Annotated in this window: 18 protein-coding genes and 1 riboswitch; of the genes, 11 read left to right on the forward strand and 7 right to left on the reverse strand. The window is 57.3% G+C overall.

The window, feature by feature from the left end; translation table 11 throughout:
• The first annotated feature begins 112 nt into the window (after nt 1-112).
• Nucleotides 113-1,546 carry a PLP-dependent aminotransferase family protein gene (locus KP814_RS06180; protein ID WP_253938208.1) on the forward strand — a complete coding sequence of 478 codons (1,434 nt, stop codon included), beginning with the start codon at nt 113-115 and terminating at the stop codon, nt 1,544-1,546.
• A gap of 6 nt (nt 1,547-1,552) precedes the next feature.
• Here the strand turns inward: KP814_RS06180 and KP814_RS06185 are convergent, their stop codons facing one another.
• The gene (locus KP814_RS06185) at nt 1,553-2,158 is read right to left on the reverse strand and encodes a hypothetical protein (RefSeq protein WP_216735935.1); all 606 of its coding nucleotides are present in this window, start codon (nt 2,156-2,158) and stop codon (nt 1,553-1,555) included.
• Between the two features lie 106 nt (nt 2,159-2,264).
• Nucleotides 2,265-2,541, forward strand: a riboswitch (cobalamin riboswitch).
• A gap of 77 nt (nt 2,542-2,618) precedes the next feature.
• On the opposite strand from KP814_RS06185, the gene KP814_RS06190 reads away from it, so the two are divergent.
• The 6 genes from KP814_RS06190 to KP814_RS06215 all read left to right on the forward strand — a co-directional run bounded on the left by KP814_RS06190 (nt 2,619) and on the right by KP814_RS06215 (nt 10,683).
• Nucleotides 2,619-3,500 carry an ABC transporter substrate-binding protein gene (locus KP814_RS06190; protein ID WP_253938209.1) on the forward strand — a complete coding sequence of 294 codons (882 nt, stop codon included), beginning with the start codon at nt 2,619-2,621 and terminating at the stop codon, nt 3,498-3,500.
• Entirely contained in the window at nt 3,490-4,461 is a 972-nt protein-coding gene (locus tag KP814_RS06195; protein WP_216735936.1) for an iron ABC transporter permease, read from the forward strand. Before KP814_RS06190 ends, KP814_RS06195 begins: the two co-directional genes overlap by 11 nt.
• A complete protein-coding gene (locus KP814_RS06200) occupies nt 4,458-5,240 on the forward strand; it encodes an ABC transporter ATP-binding protein (protein WP_216735937.1) in 783 nt (260 codons plus the stop codon). The genes KP814_RS06195 and KP814_RS06200 overlap by 4 nt, the downstream gene beginning before the upstream one ends.
• Entirely contained in the window at nt 5,237-6,034 is a 798-nt protein-coding gene (locus KP814_RS33120) for an energy transducer TonB (RefSeq protein WP_216735938.1), read from the forward strand. The genes KP814_RS06200 and KP814_RS33120 overlap by 4 nt, the downstream gene beginning before the upstream one ends.
• A gap of 175 nt (nt 6,035-6,209) precedes the next feature.
• Nucleotides 6,210-7,226, forward strand: coding sequence for a LacI family DNA-binding transcriptional regulator (locus KP814_RS06210; protein WP_216735939.1), 1,017 nt, complete (start codon nt 6,210-6,212; stop codon nt 7,224-7,226).
• A 286-nt stretch (nt 7,227-7,512) separates the two neighbouring features.
• Nucleotides 7,513-10,683 carry a glycoside hydrolase family 3 protein gene (locus KP814_RS06215; RefSeq protein ID WP_216735940.1) on the forward strand — a complete coding sequence of 1,057 codons (3,171 nt, stop codon included), beginning with the start codon at nt 7,513-7,515 and terminating at the stop codon, nt 10,681-10,683.
• Nucleotides 10,684-10,792: 109 nt separating this feature from the next.
• Here the strand turns inward: KP814_RS06215 and KP814_RS06220 are convergent, their stop codons facing one another.
• A complete protein-coding gene (locus tag KP814_RS06220; RefSeq protein WP_216735941.1) occupies nt 10,793-12,163 on the reverse strand; it encodes an MATE family efflux transporter in 1,371 nt (456 codons plus the stop codon).
• A 532-nt stretch (nt 12,164-12,695) separates the two neighbouring features.
• Between KP814_RS06220 and KP814_RS06225 the strand changes: the two genes are divergently transcribed.
• From KP814_RS06225 to KP814_RS06235, 3 genes are all read left to right on the forward strand, one after another.
• Nucleotides 12,696-14,921 carry a hypothetical protein gene (locus KP814_RS06225; protein ID WP_216735942.1) on the forward strand — a complete coding sequence of 742 codons (2,226 nt, stop codon included), beginning with the start codon at nt 12,696-12,698 and terminating at the stop codon, nt 14,919-14,921.
• Nucleotides 14,922-15,021: 100 nt separating this feature from the next.
• Nucleotides 15,022-16,140: a hypothetical protein gene (locus KP814_RS06230; protein ID WP_216735943.1), complete on the forward strand. Its 1,119-nt coding sequence runs from the start codon at nt 15,022-15,024 to the stop codon at nt 16,138-16,140.
• Between the two features lie 39 nt (nt 16,141-16,179).
• Nucleotides 16,180-16,386: a hypothetical protein gene (locus KP814_RS06235; protein WP_216735944.1), complete on the forward strand. Its 207-nt coding sequence runs from the start codon at nt 16,180-16,182 to the stop codon at nt 16,384-16,386.
• A 1-nt stretch (nt 16,387) separates the two neighbouring features.
• Here KP814_RS06235 and KP814_RS06240 read toward each other — a convergent pair whose 3' ends face one another.
• The 3 genes from KP814_RS06240 to KP814_RS06250 form a co-directional block, all read right to left on the reverse strand.
• Entirely contained in the window at nt 16,388-17,344 is a 957-nt protein-coding gene (locus KP814_RS06240; protein ID WP_216735945.1) for a substrate-binding domain-containing protein, read from the reverse strand.
• A gap of 106 nt (nt 17,345-17,450) precedes the next feature.
• On the reverse strand, nt 17,451-18,467 hold the full coding sequence (locus KP814_RS06245) for a hypothetical protein (RefSeq protein WP_216735946.1): 1,017 nt from the start codon (nt 18,465-18,467) through the stop codon (nt 17,451-17,453).
• Nucleotides 18,468-18,529: 62 nt separating this feature from the next.
• Nucleotides 18,530-19,513: a carbohydrate kinase family protein gene (locus KP814_RS06250; RefSeq protein WP_216735947.1), complete on the reverse strand. Its 984-nt coding sequence runs from the start codon at nt 19,511-19,513 to the stop codon at nt 18,530-18,532.
• Between the two features lie 187 nt (nt 19,514-19,700).
• Between KP814_RS06250 and KP814_RS06255 the strand changes: the two genes are divergently transcribed.
• Nucleotides 19,701-19,988: a hypothetical protein gene (locus KP814_RS06255; RefSeq protein ID WP_127974168.1), complete on the forward strand. Its 288-nt coding sequence runs from the start codon at nt 19,701-19,703 to the stop codon at nt 19,986-19,988.
• A gap of 87 nt (nt 19,989-20,075) precedes the next feature.
• On the opposite strand, the gene KP814_RS06260 is transcribed toward KP814_RS06255, so the two are convergent.
• Together KP814_RS06260 and KP814_RS06265 are read right to left on the reverse strand one after the other, a co-directional pair.
• Nucleotides 20,076-20,837, reverse strand: a complete 762-nt coding sequence (locus tag KP814_RS06260) for an SDR family NAD(P)-dependent oxidoreductase (RefSeq protein ID WP_216735948.1) — start codon at nt 20,835-20,837, stop codon at nt 20,076-20,078.
• Nucleotides 20,838-20,848: 11 nt separating this feature from the next.
• Nucleotides 20,849-21,862, reverse strand: a complete 1,014-nt coding sequence (locus tag KP814_RS06265) for an NADP-dependent oxidoreductase (RefSeq protein ID WP_216735949.1) — start codon at nt 21,860-21,862, stop codon at nt 20,849-20,851.
• Between the last annotated feature and the right edge of the window lie 12 nt (nt 21,863-21,874).

Here is a 21,874-nt window from a genome sequence, read left to right on the forward strand (position 1 = left end):
ATAGGCCAAGAAAAATTTATATATATCGATACAGTTTTTCATTTTCGCTCACTGTACTGATATATCGATGAAGAACTGTACTTGTTTATGTATGAATGAGGCGGCGATCGGCATGAGCAAAAAGCGATATGAAGAAGTAGCTGACGCTGTGGCGGGACGCATCCGTCAGGGCATGTACGCGGTGGGAGAGCGTATACCGGGCACCCGTGATCTGGTGGAGCACTTCAGCGTCAGCGTGTCCACCATCATGGCGGCGCAACGTCTGCTAGAGAGGCGGGGTTGGGTGGAGGCGCGGCCGCGATCCGGTTATTACGTGCGCCGTCGCAATCAGAATGGATTGGCCGAACTGGAGGCGGCGTTGCCCAAGGTCACAGGATTCGAAAGCGCGCCAACCCTGGTGGACACGCAGCAGACCATCATGAGCCTGGTGCAGGCGACCCAATCCCCTAAGGGTATGAATTTCGCCATGGCGGCGCCGGCGACGCAGTTTTTGCCGGCGGCGGCGATGGAAAAAGCGTTCCGAGCGGCGTTGCGCAGGCCCAGTGAAGAGATTGAAGGGTATAGTTTTCCTCCTGGCGCGTTGCGTTTGCGCGAGGCCATTGCGCAACGCATGAAGGATGCCTGGTGCGATCTGGAGCCGGACGACATTCTTATTACCAATGGCTGTCATGAAGCGCTGACTCTGGCGTTGAGGGCGGTGACACAGCCGGGAGATGTGGTGGCGGTGGAGTCGCCAACGTACTTTGGATTGCTGCAAGTCATTGATGCCTTGGGGTTAAAGGCGCTGGAAATTCCCGCCGACCCGAAAAGCGGACTCAGTCTGGAGGCGCTGCAACTGGCGTTGGAGCAATGGCCGGTCAAAGCCTGCGTGGCCATGCCCAACTTTAGCAACCCTCTGGGGTGCCTGATGCCGGATGAGCGCAAGGAGCAACTGGTGCGTTTGCTGGAAGTGCGGGGCGTGCCCTTGATCGAAAATGACATATACGGCGAGCTGGGTTTTTCCGGCCTGCGGCCGCGAGCGGCGAAGAGTTATGACCGCGCCGGCGGCGTGCTGTATTGCTCGTCGTTTTCCAAATCAATCGCCCCCGGTTTGCGGGTGGGATGGATGGCGCCGGGGCGCTGGCGGACGCGGGTCGGTTACCTGAAATTCGCCAGTACGCTGGCCTGCCCAAGTTTGCCGCAGATGGCGGTGGCGCATTATCTGGCGCAGGCGGATTTCGACCGCCATCTGCGACGTATGCGCCATGAGTTCGCGGTACATGTGGAGCGTATGACGACGGCGGTGCTGCGGCATTTTCCTACTGGCGTGCGAGTATCGCAGCCAGCGGGTGGGTTTGTGTTATGGGTAGAGCTGGAGGAGGACTGCGATACGGTCGCGTTGTATCGCAAGGCGCTGGCCGCTGGCGTGAGCATTGCGCCGGGAACTCTGTTCAGCGGCGATGGCGACAAGTACAGACATTGCCTGCGGCTCAATTGCGCGGCGCCCTGGACGGCGGAGGCGGAAGACGCGATCCGCCAGTTGGGCGTCTGGTTGCGCGCAGGCTAAGCGGGATTACCAGCCGAAGCTGAACGTGGGATCAATGAAGAACATGACGCCGCTATAACAGGCGAGCATCAGAAAGCTGCTGATAAAGCCGTGAAAAGCGGTCTTGTAGCCGGCTTCTTCGTCCTTCTTGAAAAGAAAGCGATAACCTGCGAAACAGCTCAAACCAATCACAAACAGCGCTACCAGGGCGAAGCCGCCGTTGATCACCTGCATATTGATGATGAAATTCTCTCGCGCCGTAACAGCCGCCGGCGCTTCGTCCGGATACAGGATAAAAGAGCCCGGCAGCAATGGGTGGGCGGTGGCTTCAATGGTGTAACGGTAGAAAGGCCAGAAGCGTCCGCAGCGGGCGAGCAGGCGATCGCCTTCCTGGACGCTGACCACGGCGTTGGCGGCGAATAGCGGGCCGCCGCAAAGATCGAACTCCTTTTTCACCTCTTCCCGGCTGTGCAGTTCGACACTGCGTTCGATGCTCACCGGCGACCAGCCGGTCAGATTGAAGACGGTATATTCCAACAGGCTCAAGCCATAGGCCAATCCGGCATACATGAACACGAGGAACAGCAGACGTTTCAGAATGAGTCCATGGCGGGACAAGGGCGCGTCGGTCATACAGTCTTATTCTTGTCGGTAATTACGGGAGCGTAAAACTGACACAATCTTGCAGGCAGGTCCAGCGCCCCTCAGCGGCTTTCTGGACTTAAAATGATCAATTCACGATAATGTGGGCCGCAATGGTTCCAGTTGCTCAAAGTTCGATCATTTTCGATGAGAGCAGGATTAAATGGGAATCCGGTGGGCGCCACTTTATGTGCGCCTGATCAGCCGGAGCTGTCCCCGCAACTGTGAGCGAAGAGTTCGTCCCGGATAACGCCGCCCCTCCTTATCGCGACGTTATCAAAGGCCACTGGGTGGAGATTGTCTCCATGTTCGGGAAGGCGGGACAGGACTACGAAACGCAAGCCAGGAGACCTGCCATTGTTCGACTCCCATTCGGAGCCTGTTTTATCCGACCGTAAACGGGGAATTTACGCCGGATTCGCACCTCGCATCGATTCAAGGCGGCATCTGCATGTTGGTTAAGGCTTTTCGGGCCCTGGGAGTGCTATCAGCGCTTACGTTCACACTTTCCGTCAACGGGGGCGATGCGCGCGCGGCTGAGCCCACGGTCATGTCGGTCAATCAGTGCGTTGACCAAATGATGGGGTATCTCGCCCCGGAAAATCTGGTGTCGGTCACCTGGCTCAGCCATCAGCCCTCTGAGCTGGAAATTGCATCGACCTTGCGTGACATTCCCGCCAACTTTGGTTTTATCGAGCAAGTGCTGGAACTCCGGCCGGATATCGTGATGGCGGGCCAGTATGGGGCGTCCTCGCTTAAACCGCTGGTGCGGAAGTTCAATATGCGTTGGGTGGAGATTCCGTTGCCGCAATCTCTCGATGATTTGGCGTCAAGCTGGAGCCTGATGGGTGAAGCGGTGCGCAAACCTGAGCAGGCGGCCAGTATCGTTAGCCGGCTGAGAGCCTATTTCGCTCAGGTTCACGGGAAGATTGCGGATAAACAAGTCAGAGCGCTGATTCTGAACGCCAATGGCTGGATCGCTGGCGAGGGTAATTTCCAGGACGCCTTTCTGGACGCCATCGGCGTGATTAACGTGGCGAGCGAACAGGGCGTGCAGGGCTGGGGACAAGTGGATCTGGAGACGCTGGTACGCTGGCGGCCGGATTTGCTGCTGATGGTCAGCAACAGCTATGACAGCGAAGCGTTGGCTACGAATTGGGTGGAACACCCTTTATTGAAGCGCCGTCCTTCCCGTTTCGAGCCCCTGTATATCCCGGCCGACTGGCTCTCCTGCGGAACGCTGGCTATGAAGCTGGCGGCCCAAAAGGTAGCGGATCACATATTGGCGCACGAGCGTAAAGCGTCAGTGTCGGAGACAGCGGATGACTTATAACCGTTTGCTCCTGATTCTGAGTGTGTCGCTCGCCTTTTTGATCGGTTTGTCTCTGTGCACCGGCCGGGTGACCGGGGTGAGCTGGCCGGGGTGGGATCTGGAAACCCAATTGATTCTATGGGAAATCCGTCTGCCGCGGACACTATTGGCGCTGTTATGCGGAACCGTATTGGCGCTATCCGGCGCTGTGTTGCAGGGACTGTTGCGCAATCCGCTGGCGGACGCCGGCGTACTGGGGGTTTCCTCCACGGCGGCGCTGAGTTCGGTGTGCGCCATCTACTTCGGCTTTTCCGCCAGCGGCCTGTTTACGCCCGTGGCGGGCATTATCGGCGCCATGCTGGGACTGCTGGCGCTGGTAATGATCGTAGGATCGGAAGCGGGCATTGTGATGATCATCCTCGCCGGGGCCGCGATTAATTCTTTCAGTTCAGCGTTGACGGCACTGGCGTTAAATATGGCTCCGAATCCTTTTGCGGTGCAGGACATTCTGTTCTGGCTGATGGGTTCATTCGAACATCGCACTCTGCAGCACTTTTATTTGGCGGCGCCGCCTGCGCTGCTGGGGATGGCGTTGCTGTTCAGCGTGTCGCGTTCCCTGGATGTCCTGTCGCTGGGGGAAAACACCGCCCGCTCCATGGGCGTGCGTCTGCAGAAAGTGCAATGGGTGGCGGGCCTGGGCGTGGCGTTGGCGGTCGGCGCGAGTGTAGCAGTGAGCGGCGTTATTGGTTTCGTGGGGCTGGTGGTGCCTCACATGCTGCGGCCGTTTACCGAGTGGCGGCCCGGTCGATTACTGCTTCCCAGCGCCTTGGCGGGCGCCAGCCTGATGTTGCTGACCGATATCGCTGTGCGCTGTCTGCCGCCGGGACCGGAGTTGCGAGTCGGCGTTATTACGGCGCTGCTGGGCGGGCCGTTTTTCCTGTGGCTGCTGCGCCACCTGCGTAAAGCGGAGGCGTTGGTATGAGCGACGCGCTGAGCCTGGAGCTAAGCGGATTGCAGGTGGGTTATCCCGGCGCTCCGGTTCTATCCGATGTCAGTTTTCGTCTTCCATCCGGTCAACTGACGGCGATACTGGGCAGCAACGGCGCAGGCAAGTCCACTCTGTTGAAAACCATTGTCGGCCTGATCCCCAAATTATCCGGCGCCATGCGGCTGCAAGGTCAGGATTTGTGTGAGATGGCGCCGAAACAGCGCGCGCAGCATATCTCTTATCTGGATCAGGATACCGACTGTCATTGGCCTTTGAGCGTGGAAACCCTGGTCAGTCTGGGCCGCTTTCCAGCGCAAACCCATCGCAGCAAATTAAGCGCGCAAGATCAGGCCCTGATTCAGAACGCCATGCGGCAAGCGGATGTCACGCATTTGGCGCAGCGCACCGTCACCCGCTTGTCCGGCGGCGAGCGCGCCAGSRTSAYSCTGGCGCGTGCGCTGGCGGTTGACGCTCCCGTATTGATGGCGGATGAACCGGTGGCGGGTCTGGACCCTCAGCACCAGATTCAGGTGATGAGCCATTTGCAGGATTGGGCTGGAAGTGGGCGAATCGGCGTAGTAGTGCTGCACGATCTGACTCTGGCGCTGCGGTTTTGCGGACAAGCGATGCTGGCGATGCCAGACGGAACCCTGGTGGCGGGCGACACTAACGAGGTCTTGAGCGATGAGCGCATCCAGCAGGCGTTCGGCGTCTCGGTGGTGCGGGGGCTCCATGAGGAACGGCCTTATCTGCTGCCCTGGAGTCTGAAGTGAGCACGGACGTCAGCAACGCTAAATACCCGCCATTACTATGGATGGCCCTGGTCGCCTCCCTGGCGGCGCATTTGGCGTTGGTGCTGTATTTCAATTCCCCTCAGCCAACTAGAGATCGGTTGAAATCGACCACGATGACCGTGGCTATTCAGGCTCCGGCGGCGCCAACGTCAGTTTCCGTAGCGCCGGCTCAACCTCAATCTCAACCTGTGGAACCGAAGCCGACTCCGCAGCCAGTTCTAAAGTCAGCGCCAGAACCCGTGTCACAGAAGCCCAAAGTGGCGCTTAAGCCGGTGGAGACGCCCGCCCCCAAGCCAAAACCGGTTCCAGTAAACAAACCTGTCGTAAAAGAGAAGACCCCTAAACCAACGCAGGTGGCGCACAAATCTGTTGCGCAACCTGTTCCACAAACCTCAGCGGCGAAGTCGCAGGTCACACCCGCTGTGAGCAAGCCCGCTCAGGCGGTTCCGACGCCAGCCGTGGCCGCCGCGCCCGTCTCTGCGCCTGTGGCGGTCAGTGCGCCGTCGGAGCCCAGGTATCAGTTAGGCGAAGCCAATACGCCGAAGCCTGAGTATCCTGGCCTCGCCACCCGGCGCGGCTGGCAGGGCACCGTCATGGTGGAGCTGTTGGTGGACGCTTTGGGCAACCCCGTGAAAGTCTCCATCAAGCGCTCCAGCGGCTACACCGTGCTCGACAAGCAGGCGCTGAAAACCCTCTCCGGCTGGCGTCTGGCGGCGGCGGATGGACTCGACCGGGAAACCATCGTGGTGCCGGTGGTGTTTCGTCTGAATTGACAAATTTCCCATACTGTCGCATAACTTCCTGCAGACTCCCGTTGTGGCTATGCCTGCAGGCGCGGGCTGCAAGGGAGCTTGTTAGGCTATCGCCTAGTTGACATGCATTGCCCGCTTCTCCCATGATGGCCGGCTCTGAAAGCGTTTCCCCTTAAGCAAGGTGCCCGTCCTCCGAATGATTACAATAAAAGAAGTCTCCGACCGTGCGAAGGTCTCGATATCCACAGTCTCCCGTGTGATTAACAACACGGCTCCCGTTAAGGAAAGCACCCGTAAGCGGGTATTTAAAGCCATGAAGGATCTGGGGTATCGACCCAATTCATTCGCTCAGGGACTGGTCACCAACCGTTCCAATAATATCGGTCTGGTGGTGACGGATCTGCTTGGCGTATTCTTCGGCCCCCTTATTTCAAGTCTGGAGCGCGCTTTGCGCGAATCCGGCTATAACCTCATCATTTCCGTAGAGAATTATTCATCCGACGAGATCAAGGAAACCATCGACATGCTGGCTGGCCGCCGTTGCGACGCCATCATTCTGTTTCCGTACTGCCTGACGGATGAAGAGTTGATCAGCCTGAAGGAAAAATCTCCGCCGCTGGTGTTGTTGAACCGCTATGTGCCTGAATTGGCTGGCGAATGCGTCATCGTCGACAACGAGCAGGGCAGTCATCTGGTGGTAGAGTATCTGGCGTCCATAGGGCATCGCCGCATCGCCTGTATCAGTGGACCGTTAGGCAATGAGGAAGGGCGCGCGCGTCTGTCCGGCTATCGTCGCTCGCTGGAAAATCTGGGTATGCGCTATGACAAGGACCTGGTGGTGGAAGGCGACTTCACCGTAGAGGGCGGCTATATCGCTACTCAGCGCTTATTGAAGCGCAGCCGCGACTTCACCGCCATATTCGCCTGTAACGATCAGATGGCCGCTGGCGCTATGAAGGCGCTGCGCGAAGCCGAGTTGAGCGTTCCTGAAGAGATTTCCCTGGTTGGCTTCGATGACGTGGAATACGCCTCGTTGCTGTATCCGGCCCTGACCACCGTGCGTCAGCCGGTGAACGCCATGGGTAAACGCGCTGCGGCGCTGGCGATTCAATCCATTCAGGGCGAACGCCGGACGCAGCCGGCTCCCATGTTTGAGCCGGAACTGGTGTTGCGCGACTCCGTCGCCCCTCCCAAAAACTCCTCAGCATCTTAAAACCCCGCTTCGGCGTTATTACGTTCTATTGACAATAACGCCTGAATTAGGGCAATTTATGAAATCGCTTTCATTATGGCGCGAGCTGTTTTGCGGTGCATTTACCGCATAGCGTCGAAAAAGCCGGCTAGTGCCCTGGTTTTCGTTAGTAATCGTCCGTTGTTCAGGTCGGGATACTCAGCAAACTATCAGGTATCAGGAAATTGAGTCGGATTTATTAGTTTTGAAATGAAAGCGCTTTCATAATATTTCGGTCCACTACCGCTAAATATAAAAAGGTGACCACATGTACGTATCCAGACGCCTCAAGCTGAAGGCGCTGTCGACCATGATGATTGTCGCGGCGCTGACGGCATGCAGCAGTGATTCCAACGATAACGACGGTAAAGATGGGCCGGGAACGCCTGACCCGGTAGTCGGCGTTGATTACATCAATACCTTCAGTGATTGGCCGGCCATTCAAAGCGCCATCGCCAAAGACCCGCAAATTGAAGCCAAGATCGTCGAGATCATGGCGACCATGTCTCTGGAAGAAAAAATCGGACAGATGATCCAGCCGGAGCTGCAGCATCTGACCCCGGAAGAAGTAAAACAGTACCACATTGGCTCCGTGCTGAACGGCGGCGGTTCCTGGCCGGGCACGAAAAAGCATGCGACGGTGCAGGAATGGCTGGATATCGCCGATGCGTTGTGGGAAGCCTCCATGGATGAGAGCGACGGTAACGCCGCCATCCCCATTATCTGGGGGACGGACGCGGTGCACGGTCACAGCAACCTGGTGGGCGCGACCCTGTTTCCCCACAACATTGGCCTGGGCGCGGCGCGAGATAAGGATCTGATTCGCAGAATCGGCGCGGCGACGGCGGAAGAGGTGGCGGTGACCGGCATTGACTGGACCTTTGCGCCCACTCTCGCCGTGGTGCGCGATGATCGCTGGGGGCGCACCTATGAGGGTTACTCCGAGGATGGCGAGATTATCTTTAATTACGGCGCCGCTATGGTGGAGGGCCTGCAGGGTAATTTCGACCAGTCGCATGTGGTGGCCACCGCCAAGCACTTTATTGGCGACGGCGGCACGGACAAGGGGAATGATCAGGGCGACAACTTGGTGGACCAGAATACGCTGATCAACCTGCACGGTCAGGGGTACTATTCCGCCCTGCGCGCTGGCGCTCAGACGGTGATGGCGTCTTTCAACAGCTGGCAGGGCGAGAAGCTGCACGGCAGAAAGGACCTGCTGACCGATGTGCTGAAAGGCAAGATGGGCTTTGATGGTCTGATCGTGTCCGACTGGAACGGCATTGGTCAGGTGGATGGCTGCACGGAAAGCAACTGTCCGCAAGCGGTTAACGCGGGCATAGATTTGTTCATGGTGCCTTACAAAACCGACTGGAAGGCGTTCTACCAAAACACCATCGACTCCGTAAACGCCGGCGCCATTGAGATGTCGCGCATTGATGACGCCGTGGCGCGCATTCTGCGGGTCAAACTGCGCGCAGGTCTGTTTGATAAGCCCAAGCCCTCCCAGCGCGCTCTGGCGGGGAAAGTGGAAGTGCTGGGCTCCAGCGAACACAGGGAACTGGCGCGGGAAGCGGTGCGTAAGTCGCTGGTGCTGTTGAAGAATAAAAACGGCATCCTGCCTCTGAGCCGGGACGCCCGGATTCTGGTGGCGGGCAAATCCGCGGACAGTCTGTCCAATCAAAGCGGCGGCTGGACCATTTCCTGGCAGGGAACCGGTCTTAATGAAGCCGAGGACTTTCCCGGCGCGACGTCCATCCTGAAAGGCATTCAGGATGTCGCTTCCAATGTGACCTATGATGCGGACGGCGGCGACGCTGACCCTAACCTGCATGATGCAGCGATTGTAGTGATCGGAGAAACGCCCTATGCGGAAGGCGTCGGCGATCTTGAAGGCGCCAAGACGCTGGAGCATGCCCGCAATTATGCGCAGGATCTGGCGGTGCTTGAAGCTATCCGCAACGCCGGCGTGCCGGTGGTGACGGTCTTCCTGTCCGGGCGTCCGTTGTATGTGAATAAAGAGCTGAACCGCTCCAACGCCTTTGTCGCCGCCTGGTTGCCGGGCAGCGAAGGTGAGGGCGTAGCGGATGTGCTGTTCGCCAAAGCGGACGGCGGCGTCAACAACGACTTCGTTGGTAAGCTGTCTTACTCCTGGCCAAACTCGCCCTGTCACACGCCATTGAATAAAGGCGACGCCAGTGATGCTCTGTTCGCCTACGGCTACGGACTGAGCTATCAGGACGCCGATAGCCTGGGCGACGATCTGAGCGAGGTAAGCCAGGCCTTTGGCTGCGATCAGACCGATCCCGGCGATGGCGGAACCACCAACGTGAATCTTGATCTGTTCACCAGCGGACAGAATCAGGGTGACTGGGTCATGCGCATCGGCGGTCCTTCCAACTGGGGCGGAACGCCAGTCAGCATGGACCCGGCGGTGACCACGGCGCTGGAAGGAAATGAAGTGAGCGTCTCTACCGAAGACGGCGCCATTCAGTTCAGCGCCAAGAGGGTGAAATGGACGGATGTGGGCCAGATCTACATGCAGGCCACGGAAGACAACAAAGGCAAGGATCTGACGCCTTACTACAACTCAAAAACGTCGGTGAAATTCCGGGTTAAAGTGAATGAAGCGCCTGCTGGCGACGTTAATCTCTCGTTGCATTGCGTTTACCCCTGTCTGGGTGAAGTAGCGGTTGGCGACTTTATGCGCGGCCTGCCGGTGGGTGAATGGACGGAAGTGAGCATTCCTTTCCAGTGCTTTGTGGACGACGGCCTCGACTTCAGCAACGTCAATACGCCATTCCTGCTTTACTCTGGCGGCGCCATGGATCTGTCTTTGGAAAATATCCGCTGGGAGCCGAATACCGCGGCGGACACGCCGGATTGCAGCAGCTTCGCGCAGGAAAATGTCGCGCTGACGGAAACCACGGACGTGTATACGGATGGCGTGACGGACACCGAATTGTTCGCTCAGCCCGGCGTGTGGGCGGTCTCTTCCTGGGACCCCTATCAGGAAGACGCCAGCTTCGTGACCCTCGACGCGGCGCTTGCTGACGGCGCGGGAACTGTTGTGGACGCGCAATACGGCGCCCCGGCGGCGGAGCATGCAGCGAAAGGCGTTGTGCTGTTCAAGTCCGCCAAGCCGCTAAACGTTTCCGCCCTGAGCAAGCTTACTTTCGATGTGAAAGTCATCGATTTCGCCGCGTCTACCGGATTGATGGCGAAAGTGAATTGCGGCGCCGACTGCGGCACGGGTGATATCGCTATTCTGGACAGCTCCGCCGCGCTGAATGTCTGGCATCCGGTGGAGATCAACTTTGCGGACTATGATGGCCTTAACACTGCGGAAGTGACTTCGGTTCTGGAGATTCTGCCAGTGTGGGATTCAGAAATGCGCAATGTGCATTTCCAGGTGGATAACGTTCGGCTGGTGAAGTAAGTCCTGCGCAGTTATTTACCTGATATGACTATCTGAGCAAGGCGCGACAGGGATGCGCGCACCAAAAAAAGCCCGGTCTCCCGGGCTTTTCTTTATCAAGAGAGGCGCATCAGGCGGGAACTTCCGCCAAGCCGCCTTCGTCATTGTCGTGGCGGATGCCTTTGCTGCGCCACTTGCCAGTGCGCCAGCGCCACAGGTTGATGACCGCCCGCAGGGATTCATCCACGACAAAGCACATCCACACGCCCAGCATGCCGTAGCCCATATCGAGCCCGACCCAGAACACGAAAGGAATCACCGCCCACATGAAGATCATGCTGTTGACGGCGGAGAAGCGGGCGTCGCCCACTCCTTTCAGGCCCATGCCGGCGATAATGTTCACCGCTCGCGCTGGCTCCATGATGATGCAGGCCGCCAGCATCCACTTGCTCAGCTCGATAATCTGCTGATTATCCGTGAACAGGGTCAGCAGGCTGTCGTAGATCCATACAAACATCAGCATGTTGATGAAAGCGAAGCCGGATGCGTAGGCCACTGACTTCCAGAAGATGCGGTTCACCTCTTTGAAGTTTTCGGCGCCCATGAAGTGCGCCATCAGAATCTGGCTGCCGGCGCCCAGGGCGAAGGCGAAGGTGATTTCCACCACCAGCACCCGCAACACATAGGTGTTGGCCCCCATCGCCTCTAGCCCCAGACTGATCACCGCCATGGATACAACTATCTGCTGCACGGTGTAGCTGAACGGCTCCATCGCCGAAGGAATGCCGATTTTCAGAATCGGGCGCATTACGCGGCGAATCGGGCCGGACATGCCTTTGAAGCGGAAACGGATCTTCATCGGACCATGCACCACCCACATTACCAGCAGCGCGCCCACGGCGAAGGAAATCGACGTCGCCATGGCGATGCCCAGCAACCCCATCTTGGGCAGCCCGAACCAACCCAGGAAGAACGCCGCGTTCAAAATCACATTGAGCGCGTTGGTGGCCAGCGCGGTGGCCATGTTCCAATGGGTCATGCCTCGGGACGCCAGGATAGAGGCGTAGGAGAAACGCACAGCGATGCAGAAGAAGCTGAAGGACACCGCCAGAAGATAAGTCTCTGAATGTGCGTTCAACTCCGGCGTCATGCCCAGCCACAAGCCGACGCGGTCGGCGTAAATGAAGCTGACGATAAACATCAATAGCCCAAGCAGGCTGCTGATGCCGATGTTCGCCATGTAGGTCGGCAAGATATGCTGCGTTTGCTTCGCGCCCATGTATTGCGAAGCGACGCTGGTGCCTGCGGTGGTGAACATCGGGATGATGAAGAACCCCAGCAATAACACTGGCAGTAGCACGCCAACTGTGGCGGCGACTTCATCTGAGATACGACTGAGGAAATAGGCGTCGGCGAGAAACACCAAACCGCCGGTTATTTCTTCAATAAAGATTGGCCATGAAAGCACCCACAGGTTGTGGGACCTTAATTCGTGGTTCATTGATTGTATACCCTGGCTATAAGCCTACAACTGGCCTGCGGCGCAGAAAGAGCGCAATCCCGGTGTTAAACGGGGAGATTCGAAGACCTATTTGTTTCTGTCAGAAAAATATCAGTAAGGGCGTCGCTGATGATGTGCGTTACGCGTAATGCGCCTGAGCGCGATCAATATCAGCCGGCCTGGAGCGTTCTTCGTCAGGCGACGAGAGGAATGTTTTTAGTTTGCATGGATACCAGGCCTCCATTGGGGTTGGAGTTGAAGAGAGCAGATCAATATACACCTGCGATCAAAAAATGCCAATAGCGCTAAACACTTACGCAGTGCCTCAAAAACTAGTAACAAATAGTCACGAATTATCCCGCCAGCCAGGCGTTCCGTCAGGTCTGTTGTGCTTTACTTAAATACTGCGTCCTATGCGAATTTGGCTCGGAGACAGATTGAATCTGCTCATATTGGAAGGGGGATTCCGGCGCTGACGCAGGCGGAAGTTAAACGAAAAATTCACAGGCTACGGCTATCGCGAGGAGGAAACATGTCCAAATTCGATAGGTTCAAGAACAATCTGACGCCTCTCATGCTGGCGATCGCTCTGACTGCATGCGGCGGAGGCGGTGGCGGCGGTGATGACGACAGCGGCGGCTCGACCAGCGTCACACTGAGCGGCGCGGCTTCCAAAGGCATTATCATCGGCGGCCTTGTGCGCGCTTATCCGGTGATCAATGGCGCGGTGGACACCTCCAACGTTTTGGGCCAAACCACGACTGGATCGGACGGAACTTACAATTTGACGTTGAGTTCCGGTTACAGCGGGCCTGTGGTCGTACGCATAACGCCAACGACCGGCACGCTGATGCGTTGCGATCTAAGCGGAGGATGCGGAAGCGGTGTCGCCTTTGGGCAGGACTACGCTCTGACGGACAGCGGCTTTGCGCTGAATGCAGTGGTTCCCACGGGCTCATCGAATATATCGGTCAACATAACGGTGTTGACTGATGTCGCCACCCAGGTGGCGCTGAAAGATATCACTATGGGCGGCGCCACCAGCGCGTCTGATATCCAGGCGGCGGTGACGGCGGCGAATTCGAAAGTGGCGAATCGTTTTGGCGTGGCGGGCGACCTGACCAAAATTGCGATAGTGGACATCACCAATCCGACGGCGGTGGCCGCCGCTGGTCAGGGCGGGGTCAAATACAACACCCTAAGCGCAGCCATCGTGCAGGCGGTGCAGGGAGATTCTCCAGGGCTCAGTATTGAGCAGGCGGTAGCGGCCTTTGCGGAAGATTTCGCTGATGGCGGCATCGCGGACAAAGCGGACACTGATGGGACGAAGACGACGCTGCAGGAAATCCTGGCGAGCACCTTGGATATTCTGAACGCCGCAGTGGCGGCGGATGAATCAGGCAATTTGGACCTGGGCGGCCTGATCACCATCATCACCGCGGAAGAGAGCGATGTGCAGAACAACGGCTCCACTGATGAATCTGAAGGCGAGGCCAGCGATACCGCCAACGCGACGGAATTAGCTCAGGCCAAGGCCATGGTGCAGGAGATTCGTAATCTAGGAACCGGCATGCTGTTGAGCACTGCAGATCGGGTGTCAATAGAGGCGTTTGCAGACCAGATCGCCGCCGCTACCTTTGCTACGGATGACAATCTCTCTGAAGTGCTGGACGTCATGGCGATCGCGCTGGAGCAAATCGCGGCGTCTTACATGGCCTTTGCGGAAGACGGCTCGACGGATGGCTCTCCGATAGTGACCGTTAATATCGTGAGCGGCGGGGCTTCATTTACGGTAAACACTACGATTGAAGGCGTCGCCGTATCGTTGACCGCCACGGACCTTTCCACCATCAATGTGGGCGATGAAGTGGAAACGCCGATTTCCGGCGGCACAAACACCACCCAGGCAATCAGCGCACAAGTAAATTTCTCTATCTTGGGCGCCGTGGAGTCCAGCTCGGTATCTCTAAACGTGAACAGCGGCAGTAGCGTCATGGTCACTTTGTCCTACACCAGTGACGAAGATGATACCGCTAGTGGCGGGACATCTACGACCGTACAGGATGAAGATTTGGATCTCAGTAATCTGTCTTTGGGACTGAATGTGACGCTGGCTGAGAAAGGAGTAGGAAATCCGGTTTCTTTCACTGGGGCGATGAGTGCGACTTTATCGGCGTTTTCCGCGGATATAGACGAGACGGATACCCAGACCAGCAGCACCTATGAAGAGAGTTGGATGGAAAGTTACACCGCAGGAACGTTTGCGATGACGTTGAGCGGTCAGTTCAGTAACGCCACAGACTCATTTTTCGCATCGCTGGCGCTGAATGCCAACGCCACGGGCGTGACCCTAAGCTGCGAGGGTTCTATGTCAGGCGGAACATCCTCGGAAACCTGTACGGATGAGAACGGATCGACCTATGTAGACGCTGACGCCACCCTCATATTCAAAGTGACGGTCAATGGCGTCGCTGACGCCATCAGCGTGAAGCTGATCGTGGATCGCACCGGCCTGGAATCCGGGCAGGCGACCCTGGAACTGAAGTATGGCGGCGTCACTCTGAATGCGGCCGTCGATTCCGTCGCGCAGACACTCACCGTCACCAACCAGGATGGCGTCACACTGTCCGTGGCGGAAGGCTCCGATGATAAAGTGACTGGAACCATCACTAACAACGGAACCCAATACGCCACCATATCCGAAGTGAGTGGCGTGGTGTTGGTGCGCTTCAGCGATGGTGACTTTGAATCGTTTTAAACTAAGCTGAATACAGTATGCGAAACCTAAAGGGAGGCTTGTCCTCCCTTTTTAACGCTTGGCGCTTGCGAAACGAATCATTAAAAACGGAATCTGGCTTTTGTCTGATTATGGAAAACAGCTAAGGCGTATTACGCTGATTGGCGCGCTGGGTTGCACGCTGGTCTATGGGGAGATGGTTGCGGCGAGCGATGACGACTGGCGGCTGTATACGGAGGTGGAAAGCTTTTCCTACAGCAATGCGGCGCCGATTTACCAAATCGCCCATGACCTGAAAGGCGATCCCGTGGCCCGGGGCGATGTGGCGTACACACATGATCATATCGAGATCGGCGCCGAATATCGCAACCTGAGCCTGTCCTTCGTCGAGCGTTACGACTACTACCTTGAATTCAGTCCCGACGCTGCGGAACTGATATACCTCTACAACAATGACCTGCCTCATGAAAGCGACGCCCACTATGACCTTTACCTGGCGGCGAACCAACTGCGTGCGAAAGGCGTCAAGCTGGGCTACCGGTTTGCATTGACGGAGGCTTTCAACGTCAAGTTGGCGCTTTCCTACTTTCGTGCGGATGAGCTGACTGAGGGCTATCTGCGCGGCTATCTGGATACACCAGATGCCTCACCCACAGGCGAGTTGGAGCTGGATTACGCCTATACGGAAGACCACCTGCTGGACCGACCTCCAGAAAACGTCAGCGGCGATGGGTTTGCGGTGGATCTGTATCTGCAGTGGCGGCCTCACCCGCAGTGGGAGACGCGACTGGCGCTGGAAGATGCGTTCAATCGCATATACTGGGATCGCGCGACGGCGACGGTCGCCCGCGCTACCTCCGACACCATTGATTATGATGAAGACGGCGCCTTGGACGTGTCGCCGGCGTTGAGCGGTAATGAAGGCTATCGTGATCACGTGCAGGAGTTGCCGCTGCGAGGGTTTTTATGGAGCGAATATCGCCTGAACGATGCCGTCAGTCTGGGCGCTGGTTGGCGGCGTCACGATAAGTCCGACTTGGGTCTCATAGGGGCCGCCTACCGTTTCAATGAGGGGCTGACGCTGGGAGGTCGCTATTATTTCAACGCGGACGCCCTCAATCTCAACCTGCAGGTTTATGACCTGTATCTTGGCGTGACCATGGATCGTCTGCAGTGGAAGCAGGCCAAGACCTTAGGGCTGAGTCTGTGGTGGAGTTATCGTTTCGGTGGCGCTGGATAGGATTTAATGAGACCCTCGGGTTTTGATCAGGAGTGGTTCATGCTTTCCAGACTGGTCAGCCGCGCCTACCGGCTCAGGCTGTGCGGCGTGTTGCTGTTGTTATTGTATCTACTCAATCTTGCGTTGCCTGAGGAGGCGTCTCAGTCGCTGCCTGGATGGTTGATTGCGCTGTATATTTTCGGTTGTTCGATATCAATGGTGTTCGCCATGGATCTGTTTCGCTGGTTTCAGGGCGACCGCGATTAATTCAGGGCTTGGGCAGCGGCTGCAGTAGTTTGACGCCGGTGTCGGTGAACGCCGGTATGGGCTTTCCTTTGATCAGATCCAATGCCCTCTGCACCGCCAGATAGCCCATATACTCTGGATTCTGCACCACCAGATTACTGATTTCTCCCGCATACATCGCCGCTTCCAATTCCTCCGTCTGATCGAAACCGATGAAGCCAAACCGCTTTGTTGTACCCGCTTGCCGAATCGCCACCAGGGCGCCGACAGTTGTGGATTCATTGGGTGTGAACAGGCCGTCGATGGTCGGCAGTTCCTTCAGCAAGCGCAGCATTTCGCTGCGCGCGGCGCCGCGATCGTCGCCGACATATGGCGCGGCGGCGATGTGAATCATGTCGTACTCCATGAGCACGTCCAGAAACCCCTGTTCCCGCTGATCCGTCGAGGAGTTGCCCGCCCGCAGGCGCAGCAGAACCACATTGCGCTTCTTGCTCAGATCGAGGGTGGTGAGCAGGGCGCGGGCGGCCAGTTGGCCTGCGGCGTAATTGTCGGTGGCCACCAGTCCCTGGTGGGCGTCGCCGGCGAGATCGGAGTCCACCACCAGCACGGGAATATTCCTGGCGCGGTATTGAGCCACACTGGGGCCCAGATCTTCGGCGGAGTTGGGCGCCAGAATCAGAACATCCGGCGGCGTTTGGCTAAGGTGGTAAGACAGAATCTGTATCTGTCCCGCAATGTCGCCGTCATCCTTGGTGCTGCGATGCAACAAGGTGACGCCAGCCTCGTTGGCGGCTTTTTGCGCGCCCTGATAAACCTGTCGCCAATAAGCGTTGCTATCGCCCTTCAGCACGAGCAGAAGTTTGGGTTGGAGGGCGTCAGCCTGGGATAACGGACTGGCGATGAGCCACATTAACGCCAGCAGCGCGGCGCAAACACTGAAATATCGGACAGCTCCGGGCGAACGGAGTAAGGAAGGCATAAATCTGGTCGGTCTGTTGGATTTATTTACTTTAAGTTTAGACGGGCTTTCGCAATAGCCAATGAAAAAGGGCGGCAGCGCCGCCCTTACCACTCGGCAAATGGCATTATTTGCGGCTCATTCGCTCGGTAAAGGCGTATTCACGGGACTGGGTTTCAATCAGATCCTGCACCAGGGCCAGAACCACCGCGATGGCTTTTTCCACGCCGGAATTGTGCTGGGAAAGCTGTTGTTTGATTTCTTCGTCGGCGTCGTGATAACCCAGAGCGGGTCGACGCACCGGATGCTCGCCAAGAAACAGGGCGTGACGCAGGCGATACAACTCTTTGAAGCAGTCCGCCGATTCAGGCGGGCGCCCAAGAACCAGTGTGACCCGCTCGCGTAGGTGCAACATGTCTTCGTCGCTGCGGGCGCCCATGAGCATTTCCAGTTGATTGGCCACCAGCATGGCGGTGCGGGCGCCGTAACGATAGCGTTGCTGGGCGATTTTCAGCATATCCACCAGGACTTTGTTGGCGGTGGAAATCGCGGTATTACGATGGCTGGTTCCCAGCATTTCGAACCAGTCCCAGACCTTCTCAAAACTTAACTGGCCGATGCGCGGCCAGCCATGGTCCACGGCGCTTTGATTGGCGTCATAGAACGCTTTGGAGTCAAAATCCTGAGCCTCGAAACGGTGCGCCTGCTCGCCGAGGAACTGGGTCGCCAGGAGCTGACAGGAGCCCGGCAGCGCGATGTTCATGCCCAGCATCAGTTGTTGAATGAATACGCTGGCGGTGTGATAAATGGAATAGGGGGCGGTCAGGTCGTTACGGGCCACCACTTTCAGGCTCAGCGTGGCGCTCAGGCTGACGCTGCTGTCTTCGGCGTGCTTGCGGCGATAGTGATTGAAACTGCCGGAGCTGTCCTTGGCTTGTTGCAGTGCGCGCACCATGTCTGACGCATCCAGAGAAATATCGTATTCGCCGAGCTTGCCGCGATAGGGGTCTTCCACCTTGAAAGGACGATCCTTGAAGAAACCGTCAATCTGACGCCATAAGTCGATGCACAACGCCGTCTCTTGTTCGCCGCCGCTGGGAACCGCGTTTTTGACTTCCAATTGAATCGTTTCTGTGCTTTGCATTAAAGAGGCTCCACTGTCGTGCTGTGCGCTGTCGGGCGCGTCATTCTGACGCCGCCGGCGAGTTATAAATTCAGTGTTTCAATATCTCTACGGGTTCTGGCTGCAATATCCCGTAGCTCCGCTAATGGTAACAGCTTTTCCTTGGCGCCTTTATGTTGCAGGACAGATTCCGAATTGGTCATGGCGTAGTGGAGAGCTGTGGCGGTATTCTCGCCGAGAATAATAGCTGCGGTAAAGGTTGCGGCGAAGGCGTCGCCGGCGCCGGTGGTCTCCACTACCTGCAGGTCGGGCAGGGGGCGCGCATAATACAAATGCTCGCGATCATAGACATATGCCCCTTCCGCGCCGTCCGTGATGGCGAAAATGGCCGGCGGCAGCTTCGCCAGCTCTGGAATCAGGTCGGGAACCGATGGCGACTTGAAGAAATTGAGTCCGAGGAATTTACAGGCTTCTTCTTTATTCATGACCAGAATTTCCACCCGGTCGATCAACTTCGACAACTTGGCGTAGCCCAACTCCGCCTGATAGTTACTGGGATTGAAGGCCAGCTTGAAGCCGTTGCCGGCGACCAGATCGCAGACGGTCTGGAAACTCTGCTCCAGCATGCTCGACAGATATACCCAGCGGGTCTGGAAGGGCTGAATATCCGCCGTCTCAAGATGATCGTTAGCTCCTTTGTAGGCGAGAATGGATCGGTCGTCCTTGATGCTGTTGAGGATAACGGAAAAGCCGGTCTGTCCGCCTCGGGCGCCTATGAAACTGATATGTTCCTCGCGCAATTTATTCAGCACGAAATCGCCATTGGCGTCATCGCCGACTTTGCCCAGAAAGCCGGTATTCAGCCCCAGCCTGGAGAATGCCACTGCGGTATTGGTGCCGCCGCCGCCAGTGGTGGTTCTGAGCTCTTTGATTAAAAGTTTACTACCTAACGGAAAAGCGATGAGTTCGGAATGTGTGGTGCGCGTGTCGATGCGGATCAGCTCGGAATCCGTGTCGGCGAAGTGATCTACGGTGGCGCTGCCGATGGTGACAACATCAAATGTCATAGGCAATATCCTTAATTATTGTTAGCGGAGTTTCGGAATATTACTAGGATAGCTCTAGCTAACGCTATCTTGCTGACCCAAGTCAAGTGCATGGGCGACATCGTTTTTCTGCCTTGGATCAAACTCCCTGTGATACCAAAGAGTATAGTATTTTCGCATGTGGAATAACCTTCGGAGGAGCGGAGCGATGCATGAATTTGAACTGGCGTGCGGGGTCGATGGACTGAGCGATTTTCTCGACGCTTTGGGCGGGCAACTGGATGAACCGCTGGCGCAGGATAAGATCGCGCTGGCGTTAGCGGCCTTGGCGCAACTGGGCGATGGGGAAGAAGAGGACATCGAATTTGATCTGCGCTACCAGGATGCGGTAACCCCGGTCATCATCAAGGCGGCGGTGACCCATAATGTCGGTCCGCGGCTGGTGTTCGCCACGCCCTCTGAGCCCCTATTCGAGGCGGCGCGCCGATTGGCGTAACTGCCTCGTCATGATCCTTCAACATCCGGCGTCGCTCGTCACGCTGACGAAAGACGCCGGCATATCAATGATGGAGCAGATGAGACTTCAGGCGGTTAATCCGCCATCCAGCGCCACCGCCTGTCCGGTCATGAAACTGGATTCATCTGAACATAGCCAGGCGATCATACGCCCTATTTCCGCCGGCTCGCCCAACCGTTGCATCGGATTGGCGCGCACTACCTTAAGCGCCTTCTTCTCGTCCATCGCCTGCAGCGCGCGTTGCACCATCGGCGTGTTGATAAAGCTGGGACAGACTGCGTTGATGCGAATGCCGGAGCTGGCGTATTCGACCGCGGCGGACTTGCTCAGCCCCACCACGCCGAACTTGCTGGCGGAGTAGGGTGCGAGCGACGGCGCGCTGCGCAGACCGGCGATAGAGGCGAGGTTGATGATGCGCCCGTCGCGGCGGGGCAGCATGCATTTGATCTGCTCACGCATACACAGGAACACGCCCTTCAGGTTGATGTCGATCACCTGATCCCAGGTAGCTTCGTCGATATCCGCCATCTTCGCGTTGACGTGCTCTACGCCTGCGCTGTTAACGGCGCAATCAAGTCTGCCGCAGACTTCCATTACGAAGGCGTGCAACTGGGCGACCTGCTCCGCCTGGGTGACATCGGCGGCGCAGAAATGCGCCCGGCCGCCCTGATCGCGAATCAATGCGGCGACGGCGTCGCCCTGTTCCGTATTAATGTCGGAGAGAACCACTTCCGCCCCCAACTGCGCCAGCAGAAGGGCGGTTTCCTTGCCAATGCCGGAAGCGGCTCCGGTGATCAGAATCACCTTGTCCTGCAGATCGTAAGCCATATCCGCGCTCCTTAGTTATCCGCTACCTTGAGCACCAGCTTGCCGAAGTTGTCGCCGCTGAACAGCATCATCAGCGTGTTGGGGAAGTTTTCAATGCCTTCCACCACATGCTCCTTCGCTTTCAGTTTGCCGGCGGCCATCCAGCCAGCCATTTCCATGGCCGCCTTGCCGTAATGTTTGCTGTTGTCGAACACCACAATGCCCTCCATGCGGGCGCGATTGACCAACAAGGACAAATAGTTGGAAGGACCTTTTACCGGTTTGGTGTTGTTGTATTGGGAAATCGCGCCGCAAATGACAATGCGCGCATGCAGATTGATGCGAGCAAGCACGGCGTCCAGGATATCGCCGCCGACATTGTCGAAGAACACGTCGACGCCGTTGGGACATTCCCGCTTCAGACCCGCCATGACATCTTCGTTCTTGTAATCCACCACGCCGTCAAAGCCAAGTTCGTCGATCAGATAGCGACACTTCTCAGTACCGCCGGCGATACCCACAACGCGACATCCTTTGATCTTGGCGATCTGGCCCACCACCCCGCCCACTGCGCCTGCGGCGCCGGACACCACTACGGTCTCGCCCTCTTGCGGCTTGCCGGTGTCCAACAGTCCGAAATAGGCGGTCATACCGGGCATGCCGAGGACGCCAAGATAACGTGGCGCCGGGGCGATGCGCGTATCGACTTTGTGCAGTTCTTTACCGTTGCAGATGGCGTATTGCTGGACGCCCAATGTTCCCACCACCATGTCTCCGGGCGTGAAGCCGGCATGGTTGGAGGCGATAACTTCGCCAACGGCGCCGGCGCGCATGACGTCGCCGATTTGCACCGGCGCAATGTAGGACTTGCCTTCGTTGAGCCAGCCGCGCATGGCGGGATCAAGAGACACGTATTGAATTTTCACCAGTACTTCATCAGCGCCTGGCTGCGCGACAGGTTTCTCGCAGAATTCCCAGGTATCGTCGCCGGGTTCGCCCACTGGACGCTTGGCCAGACGATATTGCTTATTAAGCAGTTCGCTCATGGATGTATTACC

Origin of the sequence: Hahella sp. HN01, from assembly GCF_018986435.1 — a bacterium.
In the GTDB taxonomy this organism is placed as follows: domain Bacteria; phylum Pseudomonadota; class Gammaproteobacteria; order Pseudomonadales; family Oleiphilaceae; genus Hahella.